The organism is Pontibacter ramchanderi (assembly GCF_002846395.1).
In the GTDB taxonomy this organism is placed as follows: Bacteria; Bacteroidota; Bacteroidia; order Cytophagales; family Hymenobacteraceae; genus Pontibacter; species Pontibacter ramchanderi.
This window is the reverse complement of the sequence record NZ_PJMU01000002.1, coordinates 534,766-555,562: the sequence shown is the minus strand read 5'-3', so window position 1 is coordinate 555,562 and position 20,797 is coordinate 534,766. Positions and strand designations below refer to the sequence as shown.

Genomic DNA, 20,797 nt, shown 5'->3' with positions numbered 1-20,797 from the left:
TACGTAAAAGTAATCAGTTACGATGCCAAAACAAAATGTAATATTGATTTTGTACCATTATTGTTTTGAAACTCGATGCTACCCCCCAGTTTTCTGGCAAGTGACAGGACCAGTTGCAGGCCAAATGATTTCTTTCGCCGCTCCTCAAAGTCGGATGGCAACCCAATACCGTCGTCATGCACCACCAAGGTATAGGTATCGTTATGCAGGGGCATGAGGTAAATGGCGATTTGGCCATACTGATTTGGAAAGGCATACTTAACAGAATTGGACACAAGCTCATTCACAATCAAACCAAGCGAAAGAGCTGTGTCAGCCTCTACCATGATTGGCGGTATGTCGAGTTTTATCTTAATGTGACGCTCCTTTGTGCCGTAGGTGGCGGCAAGACCTTCGCAGATGTCAGCTATATAGGCGCTCAGGTCAATGGAAGCCAGGTCCTCGTGCTGGTAAAGGCGCTCATGCAAAACAGCCATCGACCTGACCCGCCCCCGCACCGACTGCATCACCTCCAGTGCTTTGGGATCCTGCACGCGCCGGGTCTGCAGGTTGAGCATACTCATGATGATCTGCAGGTTATTCTTCACGCGATGGTGAATCTCTTTCAGCAGAATCTCCTTCTCGCGGTTTTTCTCTTCCAGAAGTTGGGTGCGGTGCTGCACCTTTTGCTCTAGCATTGTATTTAGTTTCACTAGGCTCCTTTCACGCAACCTGACTACACTGATGGTGGCAGCCGTGCCCAACAGCACCAGCAGCACAATGAACCACTCCCGGCGCCATACCGGGGGCACGATGGTAAAGGTATAGGAGAGCGGGCTTGGGGTCCAGTAACCGTCGCTGTTGGCGGCCAGCAACTGAAAGGTATAGGTGCCCGGGTCGAGGCTGGCATAGGTGGCAAAGGAGTAATCCGAAACCGCTGACCACTGATCGTCGTGCCCTTTGAGGCGATAGCGGTAGCGTACCCGGTCGGGGGCTGTGAGCGATATACCCTGAAAGTCGAACGTGAGGTGGTTACGGTTGTGCGGTAGCCGCAGGTCAAGGGGTAATCCGGATGTGGAGTCGACCTTGTAGCCCATGCTCTCCCAGTCGGTGGGCTTCTGGAAGAGCATGATGCTGGTGAGCATGGTATGCGGGTATACCTGGTTGCGCCGGTCCATTTCGGGCAGGTACATGGTCAGGCCCTTGGCTGTGGCAAACCATACCGTGCCGTCCGGTGTTTGCGTAATTCCCTTGTTGCTGACTTCGAGCCCCCTGAAACCCTCCTGGTTTGCGTAGGACCGGATGGTGAGGCGCCCCAAGTCATGCAACTGGTCAAGCTGCACCTTCAGCACCCCACGGCTGGTGCCCACCCACAGGTGATTTGTGTTGTCAACGAACAGGCTCTTTATACCTTCATTGGGGAGCCCGTTGCGGGAGTTGAACACCTTGGGCGCTTTCCATTTGTCGTGCCAGGCCATAATGCCATAATTGAAACCGCCAAAATACAGCGTGCCTGATGCGTCTTCGGCTATCGTGCGTATCTCCCCAAACCCTGTATCGCCCAGCCCGGCTGATGACTGCACACTGCCCGCTTCGTAGTTGAACACACCTTTCTCTGCACCCACCCATATTCTGCCATTGCTGTCGCGGTGCAGGGCGTATACCTTGCCGGTGAGCTGTGGTTTTTGTAAGGGGTTGATTTGGAGCCGGTTCGGGGGCAAAACAGCTAAGCCGGCTGCAGTTGCGAGCAAAAGGTCGCCGTTCCCCATCGGCAAGGCTTGGTATACCTCCGCTGCGGGCAAGCCTTGGGCGGTACCGTAGTGGGATATATTAGCCGGGCCTAACCGGTAAAGTCCGTTGCTGGTGCACACCCATACATCTTTTTCGTTCGCTACCCACATACTGTGCAGGGTTGTTCCTTTCGGCCAGATATCGGTCTCCAGCCAGTTCAGGATGCCGCTTTCCATAAAAGCTGCGTAACCGTCATCGGTGCCGAGCCATACCCTGCCCTTGGTATCCTGTGCCAGTGCCGTTACCACGGGCTCCTTCACCTGCCCCATATCGAAGTAATGGACAAACCAGGGATTACGATACTGCATCAGGCCATGGCCGGTCGTTCCGATCCAGATATTCCCTTCGCGGTCTGTTGTGATGCAGTTGACTTTGTCGGTGCGCAAGCCACTGTAGCGGGTGAGGTGCTGGAATTCCTTCCCATCGAATTTGAGAATGCCATTGAGGTGCACACTCAGCCACTGATGTCCATAGTTATCAGTAGTAAAGTCGCGGATGTTGGGGTTCTGTATACCTGCCGGCAGATCAAATTCTTCCAGATTGTTCAGCTTAAAAGTCGCCGCCCCATTTGCCGTGCCTATCCAGATGGTACCGTCAGGTGACTGGTTCAACACATTGACGGCATCATGCGGCAGGGCGCTATTGGCAGTAGTATAGTGAATGAGGCCTTTTGCATTCACCCTGTAAACGCCCTGGGAGTCGCTAGCTGCCCAAAGCTCGTTAGTGGCCGTGAAGAGAATGTCGTTGAAGTGGGTAGGAGGTAAGATCGGGTGCCTTACAAACTTATTCTTGGTCAAAGAGTAGATGCCACTGCCCGTAGCTACCCAAATAGTGCCCTGGCTGTCTTCTGCTATACTGTATACCCCACCGGGTGGCAGCCCCGCCTGCAGGTCGTATCCGTAAAAGCCATCACTGGTATGCAGCATGAGCCCCTTGTCGGTAGTGCCGATCCAAAGGCGGTGCCTACTATCGAGCAGGAGGCAGCTGATGCTGTTACTGCTCATGCCGTCCCGTTTTGTGTAGGTATGGAAAGTGGACCCATCAAAGCGGCTTAGCCCCCCGTAAGTTGCAACCCAGAGCTGCCCTTTATGGTCCTGTATCACATCATTTACCTGCGACTGCGGCAAGCCCTGCTCAAGCGACCAGTTACGAAAATTGAACTGCTGCGCCTGAAGGTGGAGCGAAATTACCAACAGAAGTATAAGACCAGTAAGGCGCATCTGGGGTTAGTGCGTTAGTGCGAGTAATATATAAAGTTAATATATTTTGTAATAAAAAATAACATAATGTTTATATTACTGTAAAGCTGCACTTTTGTTGCTTATACCTTTACCCGATGTTATGCCATTGTTCCAGGTATAGAAAGTAGTCGCATAAAAAGGAAGGCCTATACCTGCTGCATTATTGTACATGCAGCAGGTATAGGGATAGGGGAAACAGAAGGAATGCTACGCTGTTGTGAGGTGTTTGTCAATGCCGTTGGGGCAGAAGGTGCTTTTTTCGGAGATGGCTCGCTCTAGCAGGATGTCATTGGCAGCCAGGCTTTGGCGGGAGTTCTCCTGGTGATGCAGGTGATAGGCTATACCTCCGAAGGCAAGGTTTTGCCGTTTGGTGCCACTGTTAAGCAATCGGATGGCAAACTCACTGTCTTCGCGGCCCCAACCCACGAAGTCCTCATTAAAACCGTTCACCCGAATGATATCCTCCATCCAAAAGCCCATGTTGCAGCTCTTGATGGAAGCGATGCCCGTCTTTTCTTTACTGAATAGGCTCGACAGAAAAGGAGCGTTTGTCGCGTTGAGCCTGTTCTTTATACCTGACGAAATAGGAGAGATAACCTTTGGTCCCCGTTGAATCAGGTCCTGGCTTAACGAAGGGCTCAGGAGCACCCGCTTCCCCTGCGTGAAATAACCCTTGCGGGCAGCCCGACGATGACCTTTCAAAAAGTCAGGGTGCAGCACCATATCGCCGTCAATTATCACAACATACTCACCCGTTGCCATTGCGATCGCCTTGTTCCGGCTTTCGGCCGCCCTGAAGCCAAGGTCCTCCTGCCAACTGTGCAGCAACGGCACCGGAGACTCCTTCGCCAGGCGCTCCACAAGCGCACGCGTGTCGTCTCTTGATCCATCATCGGCAACAATGATCTCGCGCGGTAGCTCGCTTTGGTTAAAAGCACTTTGCAACACGGTGCCCAAGGCCTCTTTCCAGTTGTAGGTGGTAATAACCAGGCTGATGCCGAGGCGTTGGTTTTCTTCGTGCAGTTTCATGTATTTGTAAAAAGTGCCGTTGGCGTTTGAGAAAGAAATGGCCATCCCTTCGTACCCATACAAAAAACCGCGCTGCATCACATAGTTCCTGAAGAGCGAGAAAGCCCATTTAAAACAACTTTTGGCAGGGGAGGAATTTTTCCGGAATCGTTTCTCCCGGGCAAAAAGGGTTGTGTACTGGTCCATCTTCCCGATCAATTGCGAAATGCTGTTGAAAGAGAAGTGATCCATGGTGCCTTGCAGGCGTTGTACCTGCATACCTTCTGTCAGGATATGCTCGTGCACGGGCAGGTCGGCGAAGCGGGTAGTGCCTTTATGGTACAGGCGCAACACATAATCGTTGTCCCAACCACAGGCCTTGATGTGTTTTTTGCCATAAAAGTTGTGGCGCAGAAAACTGTATACCTGGCGTGTGTCGCCCAGGTTCAGTGCAAGAAGCTCGTCAGCCAATTGCGGCGAAAGCACTTCATCACTATCGACAGATAGCACCCAAGCGTGGGTGGCATGCTGCGCGGCCAGGTTCTTCATCGGTCCAAATCCGATGAAGGGGTGCTCCACGATACGTACATTCGGAAAGCGGGCGGCAATGGCCAGTGTTTCGTCTGCAGAGCCATTGTCCAGTACAATTATCTCGGCAAAGCGGTGCAATGCCTGCAAGCAGTCAGCGAGGTACTGCTGGCTGTTTTTAGTCAGAATGGTAACGGATATGGCTTGGCTCATGCTTCAAAGCAACCTGAGTGGTTGGAAATGCAAAATTAAGTTTTAACACTTAATTCAATTAAAAAAAGCGCAGGAACTGCTGAAAGTTCTGAAAATCCGTATGTTGCTAGTAAAGAAATGGATGAGGGCGCCTAAAAGCGGGCCGATCCGTACATGCCTCTACAGAACGATGCAACCCAAAAGCGGCAAGGGAGGTATGTAATTAAAATTTCTATATTTGCGTATAATTACGCGATTACGACTTTATAAATTACAAAATCAAGTCAAATGAGCGAGCAAACAGGTAAACAGTTGAGTAAAGAGGAAAAAGACGCCCGTTTCGAGGCGGAGTTGCTGCCTGTCCTGGATCCTCTGTACAATTTTGCCTACAGGCTCACCCTCGATGAAGATGATGCCAATGACCTGGTGCAGGAGACATACCTGAAGGCTTATCGCTTTTTCGATTACTTTGAGCAAGGAACTAATGCAAAAGCCTGGCTGTTCCGAATCCTGAAGAACTCTTTCATCAATGAGTTCCGGAAAAAGAGCAAACAGCCTGCTAAGGTAGACTATAGCGAGGTCGAAGGATATTACAATTCGGACGACGTTGAGGGTGAGGGGGGCGTAGCTTCCACCACCGACATGCGCACCGAGAGCGTACAGGACCTGATTGGCGACGAGGTGGCCAGTGCCCTGAACGCGTTGCCGGTCGACTTCAGAACCGTGATCATACTTTGCGACCTCGAGGGCTTCACCTACGAGGAAATGGCTAAAATTCTGGATATACCGATCGGTACCGTGCGCTCCAGGCTGCATCGGGCCCGTAACTCTTTGAAAGAGAAGTTGGAGAAATATGCGAAGAGCATGGGATATAACAGTTAGAATAACCTAAAGAGTTTGAGTTAAGATGGAATCAAGATTTACAGAAACGCACCAGAAACTTTCCGAAGACGGGCATGAATCGGAGTGTGACAAGATTGCTCATTTGTTGGACCTGATGATTGATGGGGAAGCCTCCACTGAAGAACAGGCCTATTTTAATACCCACATCGAAGAGTGCGTACCTTGCTTCGAAAGCCATCAAAAGCAAAAACTCCTCAAAGGGCTTGTAAGTGGTCATCTTAAGCGCGTAATTGTGCCGGAAAGCTTAGCTTTGTCCATTAAAGCCAGAATTCAAGAAACTGTATAACCTCTGATGCAAGGAAAGATTATCATTTTTTCGGCTCCCTCCGGTGCCGGCAAAACCACTATTGTAAAGCACCTCTTACAGGTAAACCCGTCACTTGCCTTCTCTATTTCGGCCTGCACACGCGACAAGCGCGGCCGCACCGAGGAAAACGGAAAAGACTACTACTTCATAACACCAGAAGAATTCAAGCAGAAGATTGCAAGAGACGAGTTTGTTGAGTGGGAGGAGGTATACGAAGGTGCCTTCTACGGCACTTTAAAATCGGAAATAGAGCGCATCTGGAAAAGTGGCAAGCACGTGATACTGGACGTAGATGTTAAAGGAGGACTAAGCATAAAGCATTTTTACAAAGAGAGAGCGCTGGCGGTATTTGTAAAACCGCCTTCCATTGAAGAACTGGCCAAGCGCCTGCAAGCCCGCAACACAGACTCTGCCTCCAGCATCTCGAGCCGCGTGTTCAAAGCTGAGTTCGAGATCAAGTTCGAGGACCAGTTTGACAAGGTAATCGTGAACGATAACCTCGAAGAAGCCTGCGCTAAGGCAGAAAAGCTGGTGAACGAGTTTCTGAACGCTGAACCGGCTATCGTATGAAGGTAGGGTTGCTGTTCGGCTCCTTTAACCCCATCCACATCGGGCACTTGATCCTGGCCAATTTCATGGCTAACAACACGGATCTGGATACAGTCTGGCTGGTCGTTTCGCCGCAGAATCCTTTTAAACCAAGCAATACGCTGCTGCACGAGTTCGACCGTTTGCACATGGTGTCGTTGGCTGTGGCCGACAATCCGAGCCTGGGAGTATCGAACATCGAGTTTAACATGCCCAAGCCGAGCTATACCATTGACACACTTACCTACCTGCAGGAGAAGTACCCCAGCTATGAGTTTGTGCTGATCATGGGGGAAGACAATCTGCCGCTCTTTCCGAAGTGGAAAAATTACGAGCGTATCCTGGAGTATCATCGGGTATACGTATACCCTCGCTCCGGCTCTACCACAACTGAGCTTCCGGCCATGCCGAATGTGACCTTTGTAAAAGCACCTGTGCTGGATATCTCGGCTACGTTCATCCGGCAGTGCATAAAAGAGGAGAAGTCTATCAAGTACATGGTACCCGACGAGGTGGCTGCGTATATAAAAGTGCATAAGCTATACCTGTAGGTATAACTGCAGTATAAAAATAAAGAAGCCCGCTGATGACTCAGCGGGCTTCTTTTGTAATAGTATGGTTGCTCACTTAAATCGTCATGATCTCAGCTTCCTTCTTAGTCAGCAGCTCATCGATCTTCACGATGTAGGCATCCGTCAGTTTCTGCACCTTTGCTTCAGCATCGCGCACGGCATCTTCAGAAGTGCCTTCTTTCTGCAGCTTACGCAGCGAGTCGTTTACATCTTTTCGGATGTTGCGGATAGCGATTTTGCCAGACTCAGTTTCGTTCTTTACCTGCTTTACCAGTTCGCGGCGGCGCTCCTCAGTCAGAGCGGGGATGTTCAGGCGAACACCATCGGCTTCCACCAGTGGGTTCAGGTTCAGGTCGCTGTTCTTGATTGCTTTTCCAACTTCGCCAATCATATTTTTTTCCCATGGCTTGATCATGAGCGTGCGAGCGTCCGGGATGGTGATGTTTGCTACCTGAGAGATGGGCGTAGGAGTACCGTAGTAGTCTACACGCAGGTCCTCTACCATGGCAGGAGAGGCTTTACCTGCTCTGATTTTTAGCAGTTCAGAGTTTGTGTGCTGCAACGCTTTCTGCATCGACTCCTCGGCTTCGCTGAGGTAAAACTGAATTTCTTCCGTCATATCAATTTTATCTTAATAAGGTTCTTCCGTTTAAGTATACTTAAGTTATGCTGCAAAAATATTAATTTTTGTCGGATGTTCTTCCACCTTCCGAAGCCTCTACCTCATTTACAGCATCCTGTATGGTGTCTGCCAGGTCTTCCATGGTTACAAGAGTGCCTATTTTCTCACCTTGCACCAGGCGCTTCAGGTTACCAGCTGTGTTCATGTCAAACACAATGATCGGCAGGCCGTTTTCCTTACAGAGCGTAAACGCAGTCATGTCCATTACGTTCAACCCTTTTTCAAAAACATCCTTAAAAGAAATGTTGGAATAGAAAATGGCGTTCGGGTCTTTCTCCGGATCAGCTGAGTAGATGCCGTCTACACGGGTTCCCTTCAGCACAACATCCGCTTCGATCTCGATGGCGCGAAGGCTGGCCGCTGAGTCTGTTGTGAAGTATGGGTTGCCAGTGCCTGCTCCAAAGATTACGACACGTCCTTTTTCGAGGTGGCGTACGGCGCGACGACGGATGTACGGCTCACATACCTGCTGTATGTTTAAACCGGACAGCAAACGGGTATAGACACCCAGTTTTTCGAGCGCACTCTGAAGCGCCATGCTGTTGATAACAGTGGCCAGCATGCCCATGTAGTCGCCCTGTACGCGGTCAAGGCCTACTTGCTCAGCCTGAACACCTCTGAAGATGTTTCCTCCACCGATTACAACTGCTACCTCTACGCCAAGTGCGGCTACCTCCTTAATCTCCTGCGAGTACTGCATCAGCCTGTCTGAGTCAATGCCGTACTGCTGTTCTCCCATCAGCGCTTCGCCGCTTAACTTCAGCAATATTCTTTTATACTTCACGGTCGTTTTATTGTAATGTTAACGTTTATGGTGCTCATGCTGCGGCCGGGCAGTACGTGCTGCCCAGTTGGCAACACAAAAATTAAAATAGAATCAAGATCTGGTTCTTCTCCACGTTCTGCTTCACGGCTACCTTAATTTCCCTCACAACACCGTCACCAGGCGATTTGAGGATATTCTCCATCTTCATCGCTTCAAGTATCATGATCGGGTCGCCTTTCTTTACTTCCTGTCCGGGCTGCACTTTTATCTCGAGGATCAAACCTGGCATCGGCGCCTTCACATCGTTTACTTTCTGGGCATTGGCATTGCTCATGCCTAGCTTGTCGAGCAGCAGATCGAAGCGGTCTTTTACACTTACGGTATGCTTCGCACCATTAATCTTGAATGTGAATGTTTTGGCCTGATAATCAGCCTCTACCAGTTCTGCGGTATACGACTTATCGTCTTTTATGATGTGGTACCTGTTGGGGCCAAGGGGGGAAATGTCCCAGTTGAAAGGTGATCCATTAAGGAGAATAGCGTCTTTTTGAGTATCAACCTGCCATGTCTTGTCGTTAGCTGTTTTTATCTGGAGCATCTTTATGAAATCAGGTTTTAGAGGCTTAAAGATAATTGATTTATCAGAGTATTTTTAGAAATTGAGCTCAAAATTAAAACATTCCATCATGAATCATAGGTTTTTGAGCCTGGTTGGCCTGGCTGCCACTATGGCTTTTACAGGCGGTTGCAGTGTGAACAAACAAACGAAAGCAACTCCTGTAGTTGAGCCAGTTACAGCCACGCCTGCGCCTGCAGTGACTGAGCCACCTGTGTGGGCGCCTAAAAACCATGCCTTTAATCCTTCCAAAACCAGGTTGCACGATCTGCTGCATACGAAGTTACGGGTGAGCTTTGATTGGGAGAAACAGTACCTGCATGGCCTCGCCGAGCTGACGCTTCAGCCTTATTTCTATCCTCAGCACCAACTCGTGCTCGATGCCAAAGGCTTTGACATTCACAGTGTGAACCTGATGAACGGCTTAGACGCCAAAGTGCTTCAGTATACCTACGACGGCATGAAGCTGACCATCGACCTGGGGAAGCCCTATACCCGAAACGACAAGTATACCATCGAAATAGACTATACGGCGAAACCTAACGAGCTGGCAGTTGGCGGCAGCGACGCCATCACACAGGACAAGGGCCTATACTTTATCAACCCGAAAGGAGAGGAGCCAAATAAGCCGCGCCAGATCTGGACACAGGGGGAGACCGAAGCGAGTTCTGCCTGGTTTCCGACTATCGACTCTCCGAACGAGCGCATGACACAGGAGCTCTACATTACCGTGGACCCCAAGTATACGACACTCTCGAACGGTACCTTTGTGTACTCGCGCAAAAACGCAAACGGCACTAAAACCGACTACTGGAAAATGGAGCAGCCACATGCGCCATACCTGACCATGATGGCCATCGGGAAGTACGCTGTGGTAAAAGATAAGTGGCGGAACCTGGAGGTGAACTACTATGTAGAGCCAGCTTATGAAAAAACTGCCAAGAAGATATTTGGCAACACACCAGAAATGCTGGAGTTCTTTTCCAAAAAACTGGGTGTTGACTATCCTTGGTCTAAGTACTCCCAGGTGGTGGTTCGCGATTTTGTGTCAGGAGCCATGGAAAATACCTCGGCCTCAACTTTCATGGAAGATCTGCAGTTGAATGAGCGCGAGTTGCTGGACAAACACTGGGACGGCATTATCGCCCATGAACTCTTCCACCAATGGTTCGGTAATTATGTCACTACCGAATCGTGGGCTAATCTGCCGCTCAACGAAGCATTTGCCAACTACTCCGAGTACATGTGGACAGAGCACAAGTATGGCGCTGACGAAGCAGCCATGCACCATCTGGATGAACTGAGCCAGTACCTCGACGAGGCTGAAACGAAACGGGAACCGCTGATTCGCTATCGCTATGCCGACCGCGAAGACATGTTTGACAGCCACTCATATGCCAAAGGTGGCCGGGTGCTTCACATGCTCCGCAAGTATGTTGGTGATGAGGCTTTCTTTGCATCGCTCAATCGTTACCTCACAAAAAATAAGTTCTCTGATGTAGAAATAGCTGAACTGCGCATGGCCTTTGAAGACACTACCGGGGAAGACCTGATGTGGTTCTTTGATCAGTGGTTTATGCGTGCCGGTCATCCGGAACTCAAAGTAAGCCATACTTACCAAAACAGTTTGCTGAAGCTACAGGTATGGCAGCAACAGGACACGCTGTATCAGCCGGTATACAGATTGCCGCTGAACGTGGCTGTTTGGGAAAATGGTCAGAAAACGGAGCATCGTATCGACATCACGAAAGCCAATCAGGTTTTTAAATTGCCAGCCACTGCTGAACCCCAGTTGGTGCTGTTTGACAGCGAACAGCAACTGCTAGGCACAGTAGAGCACGCAAAAACGACAGAAGAGCTGGAGTTTCAATTTAACAACGCAAAAACATTAGCCTCAAAATTAGAAGCGCTGGAGGCACTAGGAGAGGAGTTGGATCAGCAGCGAATGTTGGTGTTGCTGCAAGGCGCCTTGAAAGATGAGTTCTGGGGTGTTCGGAATCTGGCCTTAGACATGGCAGGGCGCCTGCCAGCTAAGCAGGCCGAGTCGCTAGAGCCGATTGTCAAGAAAATGGCTATGAGTGATAAGAAAGGTGATGTAAGGGCAGGGGCCATTTTGTTACTGTCAGAATGGGGGGATGATGCGTATACAGCCCTTTACAAAACTGCTATGCAGGATAGCTCATACAAAGTAGCCGCAGCGGGCATTCTCAGCTATGCCATGACGGGAGCTCCAGATATCAATCAAAGACTGGCCACATTTGAGAAGGAGTCAAACGAAGAGATTGTGCTGGCATTAGCGTCGTATTATGCCGTGAAAGGAGGACCGGGTAAGTATGATTGGTTCATGAAACAGATGAAAAACGCCAAAGGAACTGGCTTGTACTACCTGCTGCAAAGCTACGGGGCCTTTATGGCTGTAAATCCGGAGGCTTATAAACCAGAGGCTATTGCCATGCTCTCTGAACTGGCCCAGCACCACCAGATATACTATGTGCGCATGGCTGCTTTTCAGACACTTATGGTGCATTCAGAGCGGCCCGAGATCATAGAACTGCTGAAGGAGATACGAGCAAATGAGCAGGATAAAAGGCTGCTGGAACTCTATAATCAGGTTTCCTTGTAAAGCATCAGGAAAAAAAAGTGAATAATTTTTTAGAGAATATTTGACTGGAAAGAAAAAGCGCTTAATTTTGCATCTCCTTAGAACGAACAGCGAGCTGAAAAGCAAATTTGAAGTCCTAAAGGAGGGCTGAATAAGTCAGTCAGGTTGAATATTAGGGGAGATTCCAGAGCGGCCAAATGGGACGGACTGTAACTCCGTTGTAGTGATACTTCGCAGGTTCGAATCCTGCTCTCCCCACAATTAAGACCACGCATTTTAATGGTTTGCTGCATTAAAAGCGGGAGTAGCTCAGTTGGTAGAGCGATAGCCTTCCAAGCTATAGGCCGCGAGTTCGACCCTCGTCTCCCGCTCAATAAGCAAACAGCGTGCTGCTTATCAAATATGGGTTGCTTTGTAAGGAATTTCATGCAGATGGATTTCCTTTTTAGTATAAACTCATTTTTAAGATAAGTGATGGCAAAAGCCGACGTAGCTCAGGGGTAGAGTACTTCCTTGGTAAGGAAGGGGTCGTGGGTTCAATTCCCATCGTTGGCTCAAAGTCCGTTACGTGTATAATTAACGCAACATACTTAAACGTTTTAACCTTAATTTAATTATCATACAATGGCTAAAGAAACATTTGACCGTTCCAAACCGCACGTAAACATCGGTACTATCGGTCACGTTGACCACGGCAAAACAACTTTGACTGCTGCCATTACTACAGTTTTGGCTAAGAAAGGTCTTGCTGCACTTCGCGACTTCTCTTCTATTGATAACGCTCCAGAAGAAAAAGAAAGAGGTATTACAATCAATACTTCTCACGTAGAATACGCAACTGAGAACCGTCACTACGCTCACGTTGACTGCCCAGGTCACGCTGACTACGTGAAGAACATGGTTACTGGTGCTGCCCAGATGGACGGTGCTATCCTTGTGGTTGCTGCAACTGATGGTCCAATGCCACAGACGCGTGAGCACATCCTTCTTGCTCGTCAGGTAGGTGTACCTCAGCTGGTAGTATTCATGAACAAAGTTGACATGGTGGACGATCCAGAGCTTCTTGAGCTTGTTGAGATGGAAATCCGTGAGCTTCTTTCTTTCTACGATTTCGACGGCGACAACATTCCAGTTATCCAGGGTTCTGCTCTTGGTGGCTTGAACGGCGACGAGAAATGGGTGAAGACTATCGAGGAGCTGATGGCTGCAGTAGATAGCTGGATTCCAATCCCTGCCCGTCTGACTGACCTTCCATTCTTGATGCCAGTAGAGGACGTGTTCTCTATCACTGGTCGTGGTACTGTAGCTACAGGCCGTATCGAGCGTGGTGTAATCAACTCTGGTGAGCCAGTTGAAATCCTTGGTATGGGTGCTGAGAACCTTAAGTCAGTTGTTACTGGTGTTGAGATGTTCCGTAAGATCCTTGACCGTGGTGAAGCTGGTGACAACGTAGGTCTTCTGCTGCGTGGTATTGAGAAAACTGATATCCGTCGTGGTATGGTTATCTGTAAGCCAGGATCTGTGAAGCCTCACACGAAATTCAAAGCTGAGGTTTACGTTCTTTCTAAAGAAGAAGGTGGTCGTCACACGCCATTCTTCAACAAGTACCGTCCACAGTTCTACTTCAGAACAACAGACGTTACTGGTGAGATCATGCTGCCAGAAGGTGTAGAAATGGTTATGCCTGGTGATAACATCACCATCGAGGTAAACCTGATCAACGCTGTAGCAATGGAGAAAGGTCTTCGTTTCGCTATCCGTGAGGGTGGTAGAACCGTAGGTGCCGGTCAGGTAACTGAGATCCTTAGCTAATAAGATATAAAACTAGCCCGTTTCTGGAATCTTTTTCAGGAACGGGTTTGTTTTTAATATTCTTTTAAATAAATTTGCACTCCAATTAAAATTGGTGTGCATTTTTTTACGGGTGTAGCTCAATTGGTAGAGTAGTGGTCTCCAAAACCATTGGCTGGGAGTTCGAGTCTCTCCACCCGTGCAATTTTAATCTATTAAAGCGAAGGCAATGAGCAAAGTAAAAGGCTACATAGACGAGACAGTGGAGGAAATGAAAAACAAAGTTTCATGGCCTGCATATTCTGAATTGCAGAATAGCTCTGTATTGGTTTTGATTGGGTCTTTGATTTTTGCTCTAGTTGTTGGAGCTATGGATTTTGTTTTCGACTCTTCGCTGTCTTGGTTTTACAACCAATTTTAATTTAAGTCTATGGCTGATTTAAAATGGTACGTGGTTCGCGCTGTGAGCGGACAGGAAAAAAAGGCGAAGGCTTACTTAGAGAACGAAGTAATAAGACAAAATCTTGGAGAGTACGTTCCTCAGGTTCTTATACCGGCTGAAAAGGTATACGAAATGCGAGGAGGAAAAAAGAAAATCAGAGAGCGGAATTTCTTTCCAGGCTATGTACTGGTACAAGCTGATCTTTCACATGGTGAAGCTGAACACATTATTATCAGCACGCCGGGTGTAATTGGTTTCCTTGGATCAAACGAGGGAGGCCAAAATAAAAAGCCGGTTCCTTTACGCCAGTCAGAGGTAAACAGAATATTGGGTACTGTAGACGAAGCGGAAGAGCAAGCAGAAGTATTGGATACTCCGTTCTTAGTCGGAGAAATGGTGAAAGTGATGGACGGTCCTTTCAGTGGATTCTCAGGTACTGTAGAAGAAGTGTTCGAAGAACGTAAGAAGCTCAATGTTATGGTGAAAATATTTGGCCGTAACACACCAGTTGAGTTGAATTACATGCAGGTAGAAAAAGAATCGTAGTAAATACAAATAATGGCAAAGGAAATAAAAGGTTACCTGAAACTTCAGGTAAAGGGAGGTGCCGCGAACCCATCGCCACCGATTGGACCTGCACTTGGTTCTAAAGGTCTTAACATCATGGAATTCTGTAAGCAATTCAATGCCAGAACCCAGGATAAGCCAGGACAAGTGTTACCAGTGTTGATTACAATATACGCAGATAAGTCTTTTGACTTCGTTATTAAAACGCCACCTGCTCCAGTATTGTTAATGGATGCTGCTAAAATTAAGGGAGGTTCAAAAGAGCCTAACCGTAACAAAGTAGGTTCAGTTACTTGGGATCAGGTAAGAGAGATTGCAGAGCTGAAAATGCCTGACTTAAATGCTTTCAAACTGGAGTCTGCCATGAAAATGGTAGCAGGTACAGCCAGAAGCATGGGTATTACAGTGTCTGGAAACGCTCCATGGAACGAATAATAACAGTTAAAGGATAATGGCGAAGATTTCAAAGAACAGGAAAGCAGCCCTTGAAAAGGCTGACCTGACAAAAGAGTATTCTTTAACAGATGCGGCTTCAGTTGTAAAAGAGATCACTTTTACCAAGTTCGATGCCTCTGTTGATATTGATGTACGCTTAGGCGTTGACCCTCGCAAAGCCGACCAGATGGTTCGTGGTATTGTTACCCTTCCGCATGGCACCGGTAAAGACGTAAAAGTTCTGGCACTTGTTACACCTGACAAAGAGCAGGAAGCAAAAGATGCAGGCGCTGACTTCGTAGGTCTGGATGACTATATCCAAAAGATTGAAAAAGGCTGGACAGATGTAGACGTGATTATCACGATGCCTGCTGTAATGGCTAAAGTAGGTCGTTTAGGTAGAATTCTAGGTCCTCGTAACCTGATGCCAAACCCTAAGTCTGGTACAGTTACTCAGGACGTTGCTAAAGCAGTGAAAGAAGTAAAAGCTGGTAAGATTGACTTTAAAGTTGACAAGTATGGTATCATCCATACAAGTGTTGGCAAAGTTTCTTTCTCGCCTGAGCAACTAGCTGCAAACGCTGCTGAAGTAATTGCTACACTGAACCGCCTGAAGCCATCTTCAGCAAAGGGTACTTACATTAAGAGCATAACATTGTCTAGTACAATGAGCCCGGCCGTAATCGTTGACAAGAACGCAACTATCTAAGAACATGACCAGGGAAGAAAAAGAGATAATTGTAAAAGACCTGAGCGAGAAGTTAGCGAACACTAACTATTTCTATATCACAGATGCTTCTACCATGAGCGTAGCCAGCATTAACCAGTTCAGGAGATTGGCCTTTGATAGAGGCTTGGAGTACAAAGTTTACAAAAACACTTTCATTAAGAAAGCACTTGATACCTTAGAAGCAGACACTTCTAATCTGGAAGCAATCCTGAAAGGATCATCTGGTATCTTGTTTTCTGCTGAATCAGGTAATGCTCCTGGTAAGCTTCTGAAAGACTTCAGAAAGAAAGGTAACACACTTCCACTGTTGAAGGGTGCTTACATTGATGGCGGTATCTACATCGGCGAAAACCAGCTGGATACACTGGCTAGCATCAAGTCTAAGAACGAGCTTATCGGTGATATCATCGGCTTGCTTCAGTCTCCAGCTAAGAATGTTGTTTCTGCTCTTCAGAGCAGCGGCGGCAAATTAGCCGGCATCCTGAAAACCCTATCTGAAAAAGAATAATTTTAAAAACGTAATCAATAAGTAACTTTTAATTTCAATAAAATGGCAGATTTGAAAGCATTCGCTGAGCAGTTAGTAAACTTAACTGTGAAAGAGGTTAATGAACTAGCTACAATTCTTAAGGATGAGTATGGTATCGAGCCAGCTGCTGCTGCTCCAGTTATGATGGCTGGTGGTGGTGCTGCTGAAGGAGGAGCTGCTGCAGAAGAGAAAACTTCTTTTGACGTAATCCTTAAGTCAGCTGGTGCATCTAAGCTTGCAGTTGTTAAGCTTGTAAAAGAATTGACTGGTCTTGGCCTGAAAGAAGCTAAAGAACTGGTAGACGGCGCTCCTAAGCCTTTGAAAGAAGGTGTGGACAAGAACGAAGCTGAATCACTGAAGAAATCTTTGGAAGAAGCTGGTGCTGAAGTAGAGGTTAAATAATCTCACTTACCAACATACCGACAACAGGTAGACCTGGCAGATTCGTCAGGTCTTTTCCTGTTTGTATACGGATTCAAATTTGAATCCTTTTTTTGCCCGTAACCAACTCAACGGTTATGTGCTGGAATCATATTGTAAACGTTAAAATTCCATGGCTTTGGCTAAGAATAAAACGACAGAGCGAATCAATTTTGCCTCAATAAATCCAGTAATTGACTACCCTGACTTCTTAGATGTTCAGCTGCAGTCTTTTCAGGATTTCTTTCAGCTGGAAACACCAGCAGAAAACAGGGCACAGGAAGGCTTGTTCAAGGTGTTTGCCGAGAACTTCCCTATTTCTGATTCTCGAGAAAACTTTGTTCTCGAATTTATCGACTATCACATAGATCCTCCAAAATACTCCGTAGACGAGTGTATTGACAGAGGGCTCACTTATTCGGTTCCACTTAAGGCAAAGCTTCGTCTGATATGTAACGACGAAGACAATGAGGACTTTGAAACAATAGAGCAGGAAGTGTTCTTGGGTAACATCCCATACATGACTGAGAAAGGCTCTTTTGTGATCAATGGTGCTGAACGTGTTATTGTATCTCAACTTCATAGATCACCGGGTGTATTCTTTGCGCAAAGCAAACATACAAACGGAACTAAGCTTTATTCTGCCAGAATTATTCCTTTTAAAGGTTCTTGGGTTGAGTTTGCGACAGACGTTAACAACGTTATGTATGCCTACATCGACCGTAAGAAGAAGTTCCCTGTAACAACCCTTTTGCGTGCCATTGGCTACGGAACAGATAAAGATATCCTTGATCTATTCGGTCTTTCTGAAGAATTACCTGCTACGAAGTCTAATTTGAAGAATGCAATAGGCAGAAGATTAGCTGCTCGCGTACTTCGCACCTGGACAGAAGACTTCGTTGATGAAGATACTGGTGAAGTAGTTTCGATTGATCGTAATGAAGTGCTTTTAGAGCGTGACTCAGAAATCACTCAAGACGACATCGATGTTATAGTAGATTCGGGTACCAAGTCTATCATTCTACACCGTGAGAATGTAAACATTGCGGATTACGCCATTATCTATAACACGCTACAGAAGGACAACTCAAACTCGGAGAAGGAAGCGGTAGAGCAGATCTATCGTCAGCTTCGTAATACTGAGGCTCCAGATGAGGAAACTGCTCGTGATATTATCCAGAAGTTGTTTTTCTCAGATAAGCGTTATGACTTAGGAGAAGTTGGTCGTTATAGGATCAATAAAAAGCTGGGTCTTGATACAAACTGGGATGCTAAAGTATTAACGAATGAGGACATAGTCCTGATCGTAAAATACCTGATCGGTTTGATCAACTCAAGAGCTGTTGTGGATGATATTGACCACCTGAGCAACCGTCGTGTAAGAACAGTAGGGGAGCAGCTTTATGCGCAGTTTGGTGTAGGCCTTGCCCGTATGGCAAGAACGATCAAAGAGCGTATGAATGTGCGCGATAACGAAGACTTCAAACCTGTTGATTTGATTAACGCGCGTACGCTGTCTTCAGTAATCAACTCGTTCTTCGGTACGAACCAGCTTTCTCAATTCATGGACCAGACTAACCCGCTGGCAGAAGTGACGCACAAGCGTCGTGTATCTGCACTCGGACCAGGTGGTCTCTCAAGAGAGCGTGCCGGTTTCGAGGTTCGTGACGTTCACTACACGCACTACGGTCGTCTGTGTACTATTGAAACACCGGAAGGTCCGAACATCGGTCTGATATCCTCATTATGTGTACATGCTCGCGTTAACCACATGGGCTTCATCGAAACTCCTTACCGCAAAGTGAATGAGGGAGTAGTAGAGATGGATGGGACCGTTGAATACCTGACAGCTGAAGAAGAAGATACCCATCACATTGCACAGGCAAATGCCATCATTGATGAGAATGGTAACTTCGTTAATGATAGAGTAAAAGGTCGTTTCGAGGGTGACTTCCCTGTAGAAGAACCTAAGACTTATACCTACATGGACGTTGCTCCGAACCAGATCGTATCGGTAGCGGCTTCGTTGATTCCATTCCTGGAGCACGATGACGCCAACCGTGCCCTGATGGGTTCGAACATGCAACGCCAGGCCGTTCCACTGTTGAAGCCAGAGGCTCCAATTGTAGGTACAGGTCTGGAAAGGAGAGCAGCTATCGACTCAAGAGCACTTGTTATCGCTGAAGGTGACGGTGTGATTGACTTTGTAGACGCGAATAAGATCGTCGTAAAATACGATCTGACAGAAGAAGAGAAGTTGGTTGCCTTTGATGCGGAGTATGTGACTTATAACCTGATCAAGTTCAGAAGAACGAACCAGGATACCTGCATTAACCTGACGCCGATCGTTTACACAGGTCAGCGTGTAACAAAAGGACAGCCGCTTTGCGAGGGCTACGCTACGAACAATGGCGAACTGGCCATCGGTCGTAACATGCAGGTGGCGTTCATGCCATGGCAAGGTTACAACTTTGAGGATGCTATTGTTATCTCTGAGAAAGTAGTAAGAGATGACATCTTCACTTCTATCCACATTGAGGAATTCGAACTTGAAGTTCGTGAGACGAAGCGTGGTGAAGAAGAACTTACCTCTGAGATTCCGAACGTGAGCGAGGAAGCCGTGAAGAACCTGGACGAGAACGGTATCATCCGTATCGGTGCTGAGGTTCGTGAAGGTGACATCCTGATCGGTAAGATTACACCAAAAGGTGAGACAGACCCGACTCCGGAAGAAAAACTTTTGCGTGCGATCTTCGGTGACAAAGCCGGCGATGTGAAGGATGCATCGCTTAAGGCGCCGCCATCACTGAACGGTGTAGTAATTGAGACAAAACTTTTCTCCAGACCTAAAAAAGACAAAAACCTGCGTGCTAAGTCTAAGAAAGAGGTTGAAGAGCTTAAAGTGAAATACTCGAAGGATCTTAACGCCATTAAGAATGTAATGGTTGATAAACTGGTGGCATTGCTGGAAGGCAAAACTTCACAGGGCGTCAAGCACAAGTTCGGTGACGAGATCCTGACAAAAGGTGTTAAGTTCTCTAGAAAGAACATCATTGAAGCCTTGTTCCCTGAGAAGAACCCATACAAAGACGAAAGTAATTATGCGGTTCCGGAAGAGGTGAACATGTTCAAAGACCTGATTTTGGAGAACTGGACTGCCGACGAGAAAACCAACAGCATGCTGGTTGAGCTTGTGAAGAACTACAACAAGCGCCGCAACATCACTTCTGCGCACTTCAAACGTGAGCGTTTCACACTGGAGGTAGGAGATGAGTTGCCAGCAGGTATCGTGCAGTTAGCCAAGGTATACATCGCGAAGAAGCGTAAGCTGAAAGTGGGTGACAAGATGGCCGGTCGTCACGGTAACAAGGGTGTAGTTGCCCGTATCGTGCGTGAGGAGGATATGCCATTCCTGGAGACAGGTGAACCAATGGATATCGTGCTGAACCCACTGGGTGTACCTTCAAGGATGAACATCGGTCAGATCTACGAGACTGTACTTGGATGGGCGGGTAAGAAATTGGGTAGAACATATGCTACCCCAATTTTCGATGGTGCCACTGAAGATCAGGTTCAGGCAGAATTAAAAGAAGCTGGCTTGCCAAGCTTTGGCCGTACATACCTGTACGATGGTCTGTCTGGGGATCGCTTTGATCAGCCGGTTACGGTAGGTGTAATCTACATGCTGAAACTGGGTCACTTGGTTGACGATAAGATGCACGCCCGTTCAATTGGACCATACTCACTCATCACACAGCAGCCATTGGGTGGTAAAGCCCAGTTCGGTGGTCAGCGTTTTGGTGAGATGGAGGTGTGGGCTCTTGAGGCATTCGGCGCTTCTAACGTACTGCAGGAAATTCTTACAGTGAAATCTGACGACGTGATCGGCCGTGCAAAAGCCTACGAGGCAATTGTGAAAGGCGACGTGTTGCCAAAGCCAAATATCCCTGAATCATTCAACGTATTGATTCACGAGTTGAGAGGTTTGGCACTCGAGATCACACTAGAGTAATAAAGTATAAGCTGAGCGTCCTGGCATAAGTCAGGGCGCTTAGCGCACTTTATACAGATTAGCTGTAAGGCAATTCATTGTATCGACATTATTGTA

18 protein-coding genes and 4 tRNA genes are annotated in these 20,797 nt (G+C 47.5%); 17 read left to right on the top strand and 5 right to left on the bottom strand.

The features are described from left to right. Window positions 1–17 precede the first annotated feature (17 nt). Together BD749_RS09330 and BD749_RS09325 are read right to left on the bottom strand one after the other, a co-directional pair. Window positions 18–2,990 carry a two-component regulator propeller domain-containing protein gene (locus tag BD749_RS09330; RefSeq protein WP_101444100.1) on the bottom strand — a complete coding sequence of 991 codons (2,973 nt, stop codon included), beginning with the start codon at window positions 2,988–2,990 and terminating at the stop codon, window positions 18–20. 228 nt (window positions 2,991–3,218) lie between these two features. Next, window positions 3,219–4,760 carry a glycosyltransferase family 2 protein gene (locus BD749_RS09325; RefSeq protein ID WP_101444099.1) on the bottom strand — a complete coding sequence of 514 codons (1,542 nt, stop codon included), beginning with the start codon at window positions 4,758–4,760 and terminating at the stop codon, window positions 3,219–3,221. A gap of 267 nt (window positions 4,761–5,027) precedes the next feature. Between BD749_RS09325 and BD749_RS09320 the strand changes: the two genes are divergently transcribed. Genes BD749_RS09320 through nadD form a run of 4 tightly spaced genes read left to right on the top strand, consistent with a single transcriptional unit; the run spans window position 5,028 to window position 7,088 of the window. Then, the gene (locus tag BD749_RS09320; RefSeq protein ID WP_007653448.1) at window positions 5,028–5,621 is read left to right on the top strand and encodes a sigma-70 family RNA polymerase sigma factor; all 594 of its coding nucleotides are present in this window, start codon (window positions 5,028–5,030) and stop codon (window positions 5,619–5,621) included. 25 nt (window positions 5,622–5,646) lie between these two features. Continuing rightward, entirely contained in the window at window positions 5,647–5,928 is a 282-nt protein-coding gene (locus tag BD749_RS09315; protein ID WP_101444098.1) for an anti-sigma factor family protein, read from the top strand. Window positions 5,929–5,934: 6 nt separating this feature from the next. Continuing rightward, entirely contained in the window at window positions 5,935–6,519 is a 585-nt protein-coding gene (gmk, locus tag BD749_RS09310; protein WP_101444097.1) for a guanylate kinase, read from the top strand. After that, on the top strand, window positions 6,516–7,088 hold the full coding sequence (nadD, locus tag BD749_RS09305; protein ID WP_101444096.1) for a nicotinate (nicotinamide) nucleotide adenylyltransferase: 573 nt from the start codon (window positions 6,516–6,518) through the stop codon (window positions 7,086–7,088). Before gmk ends, nadD begins: the two co-directional genes overlap by 4 nt. A gap of 76 nt (window positions 7,089–7,164) precedes the next feature. On the opposite strand, the gene frr is transcribed toward nadD, so the two are convergent. From frr to BD749_RS09290, 3 genes are all read right to left on the bottom strand, one after another. Next, window positions 7,165–7,728, bottom strand: a complete 564-nt coding sequence (frr, locus tag BD749_RS09300; RefSeq protein WP_101444095.1) for a ribosome recycling factor — start codon at window positions 7,726–7,728, stop codon at window positions 7,165–7,167. Window positions 7,729–7,789: 61 nt separating this feature from the next. Then, window positions 7,790–8,575, bottom strand: a complete 786-nt coding sequence (pyrH, locus tag BD749_RS09295; RefSeq protein ID WP_101444094.1) for a UMP kinase — start codon at window positions 8,573–8,575, stop codon at window positions 7,790–7,792. A gap of 82 nt (window positions 8,576–8,657) precedes the next feature. Next, on the bottom strand, window positions 8,658–9,155 hold the full coding sequence (locus BD749_RS09290) for a biotin/lipoyl-containing protein (protein WP_101444093.1): 498 nt from the start codon (window positions 9,153–9,155) through the stop codon (window positions 8,658–8,660). 88 nt (window positions 9,156–9,243) lie between these two features. Between BD749_RS09290 and BD749_RS09285 the strand changes: the two genes are divergently transcribed. The 13 genes from BD749_RS09285 to rpoB all read left to right on the top strand — a co-directional run bounded on the left by BD749_RS09285 (window position 9,244) and on the right by rpoB (window position 20,701). Then, entirely contained in the window at window positions 9,244–11,796 is a 2,553-nt protein-coding gene (locus BD749_RS09285) for a M1 family metallopeptidase (RefSeq protein ID WP_101444092.1), read from the top strand. 154 nt (window positions 11,797–11,950) lie between these two features. Then, window positions 11,951–12,033, top strand: a tRNA-Tyr gene (locus BD749_RS09280). Between the two features lie 40 nt (window positions 12,034–12,073). Then, a tRNA-Gly gene (locus BD749_RS09275) sits at window positions 12,074–12,146 on the top strand. Between the two features lie 112 nt (window positions 12,147–12,258). Further along, a tRNA-Thr gene (locus BD749_RS09270) sits at window positions 12,259–12,330 on the top strand. 69 nt (window positions 12,331–12,399) lie between these two features. Beyond that, on the top strand, window positions 12,400–13,587 hold the full coding sequence (gene tuf, locus BD749_RS09265) for an elongation factor Tu (RefSeq protein ID WP_101444091.1): 1,188 nt from the start codon (window positions 12,400–12,402) through the stop codon (window positions 13,585–13,587). A gap of 108 nt (window positions 13,588–13,695) precedes the next feature. Next, window positions 13,696–13,768, top strand: a tRNA-Trp gene (locus BD749_RS09260). Window positions 13,769–13,795: 27 nt separating this feature from the next. Then, window positions 13,796–13,987: a preprotein translocase subunit SecE gene (gene secE, locus BD749_RS09255; protein WP_101444090.1), complete on the top strand. Its 192-nt coding sequence runs from the start codon at window positions 13,796–13,798 to the stop codon at window positions 13,985–13,987. Between the two features lie 9 nt (window positions 13,988–13,996). After that, complete coding sequence (gene nusG / locus BD749_RS09250) at window positions 13,997–14,554, top strand: transcription termination/antitermination protein NusG (protein WP_101444089.1); 558 nt, start codon at window positions 13,997–13,999, stop codon at window positions 14,552–14,554. Between the two features lie 12 nt (window positions 14,555–14,566). Further along, window positions 14,567–15,010: a 50S ribosomal protein L11 gene (gene rplK, locus BD749_RS09245; RefSeq protein WP_018476831.1), complete on the top strand. Its 444-nt coding sequence runs from the start codon at window positions 14,567–14,569 to the stop codon at window positions 15,008–15,010. Window positions 15,011–15,026: 16 nt separating this feature from the next. Then, complete coding sequence (gene rplA / locus BD749_RS09240; protein WP_101444088.1) at window positions 15,027–15,719, top strand: 50S ribosomal protein L1; 693 nt, start codon at window positions 15,027–15,029, stop codon at window positions 15,717–15,719. A gap of 4 nt (window positions 15,720–15,723) precedes the next feature. Further along, on the top strand, window positions 15,724–16,248 hold the full coding sequence (rplJ, locus tag BD749_RS09235) for a 50S ribosomal protein L10 (protein WP_101444087.1): 525 nt from the start codon (window positions 15,724–15,726) through the stop codon (window positions 16,246–16,248). A gap of 42 nt (window positions 16,249–16,290) precedes the next feature. After that, entirely contained in the window at window positions 16,291–16,671 is a 381-nt protein-coding gene (gene rplL / locus BD749_RS09230; protein WP_007654319.1) for a 50S ribosomal protein L7/L12, read from the top strand. Window positions 16,672–16,822: 151 nt separating this feature from the next. Then, entirely contained in the window at window positions 16,823–20,701 is a 3,879-nt protein-coding gene (gene rpoB / locus BD749_RS09225) for a DNA-directed RNA polymerase subunit beta (protein ID WP_101444086.1), read from the top strand. Window positions 20,702–20,797 lie beyond the last annotated feature (96 nt).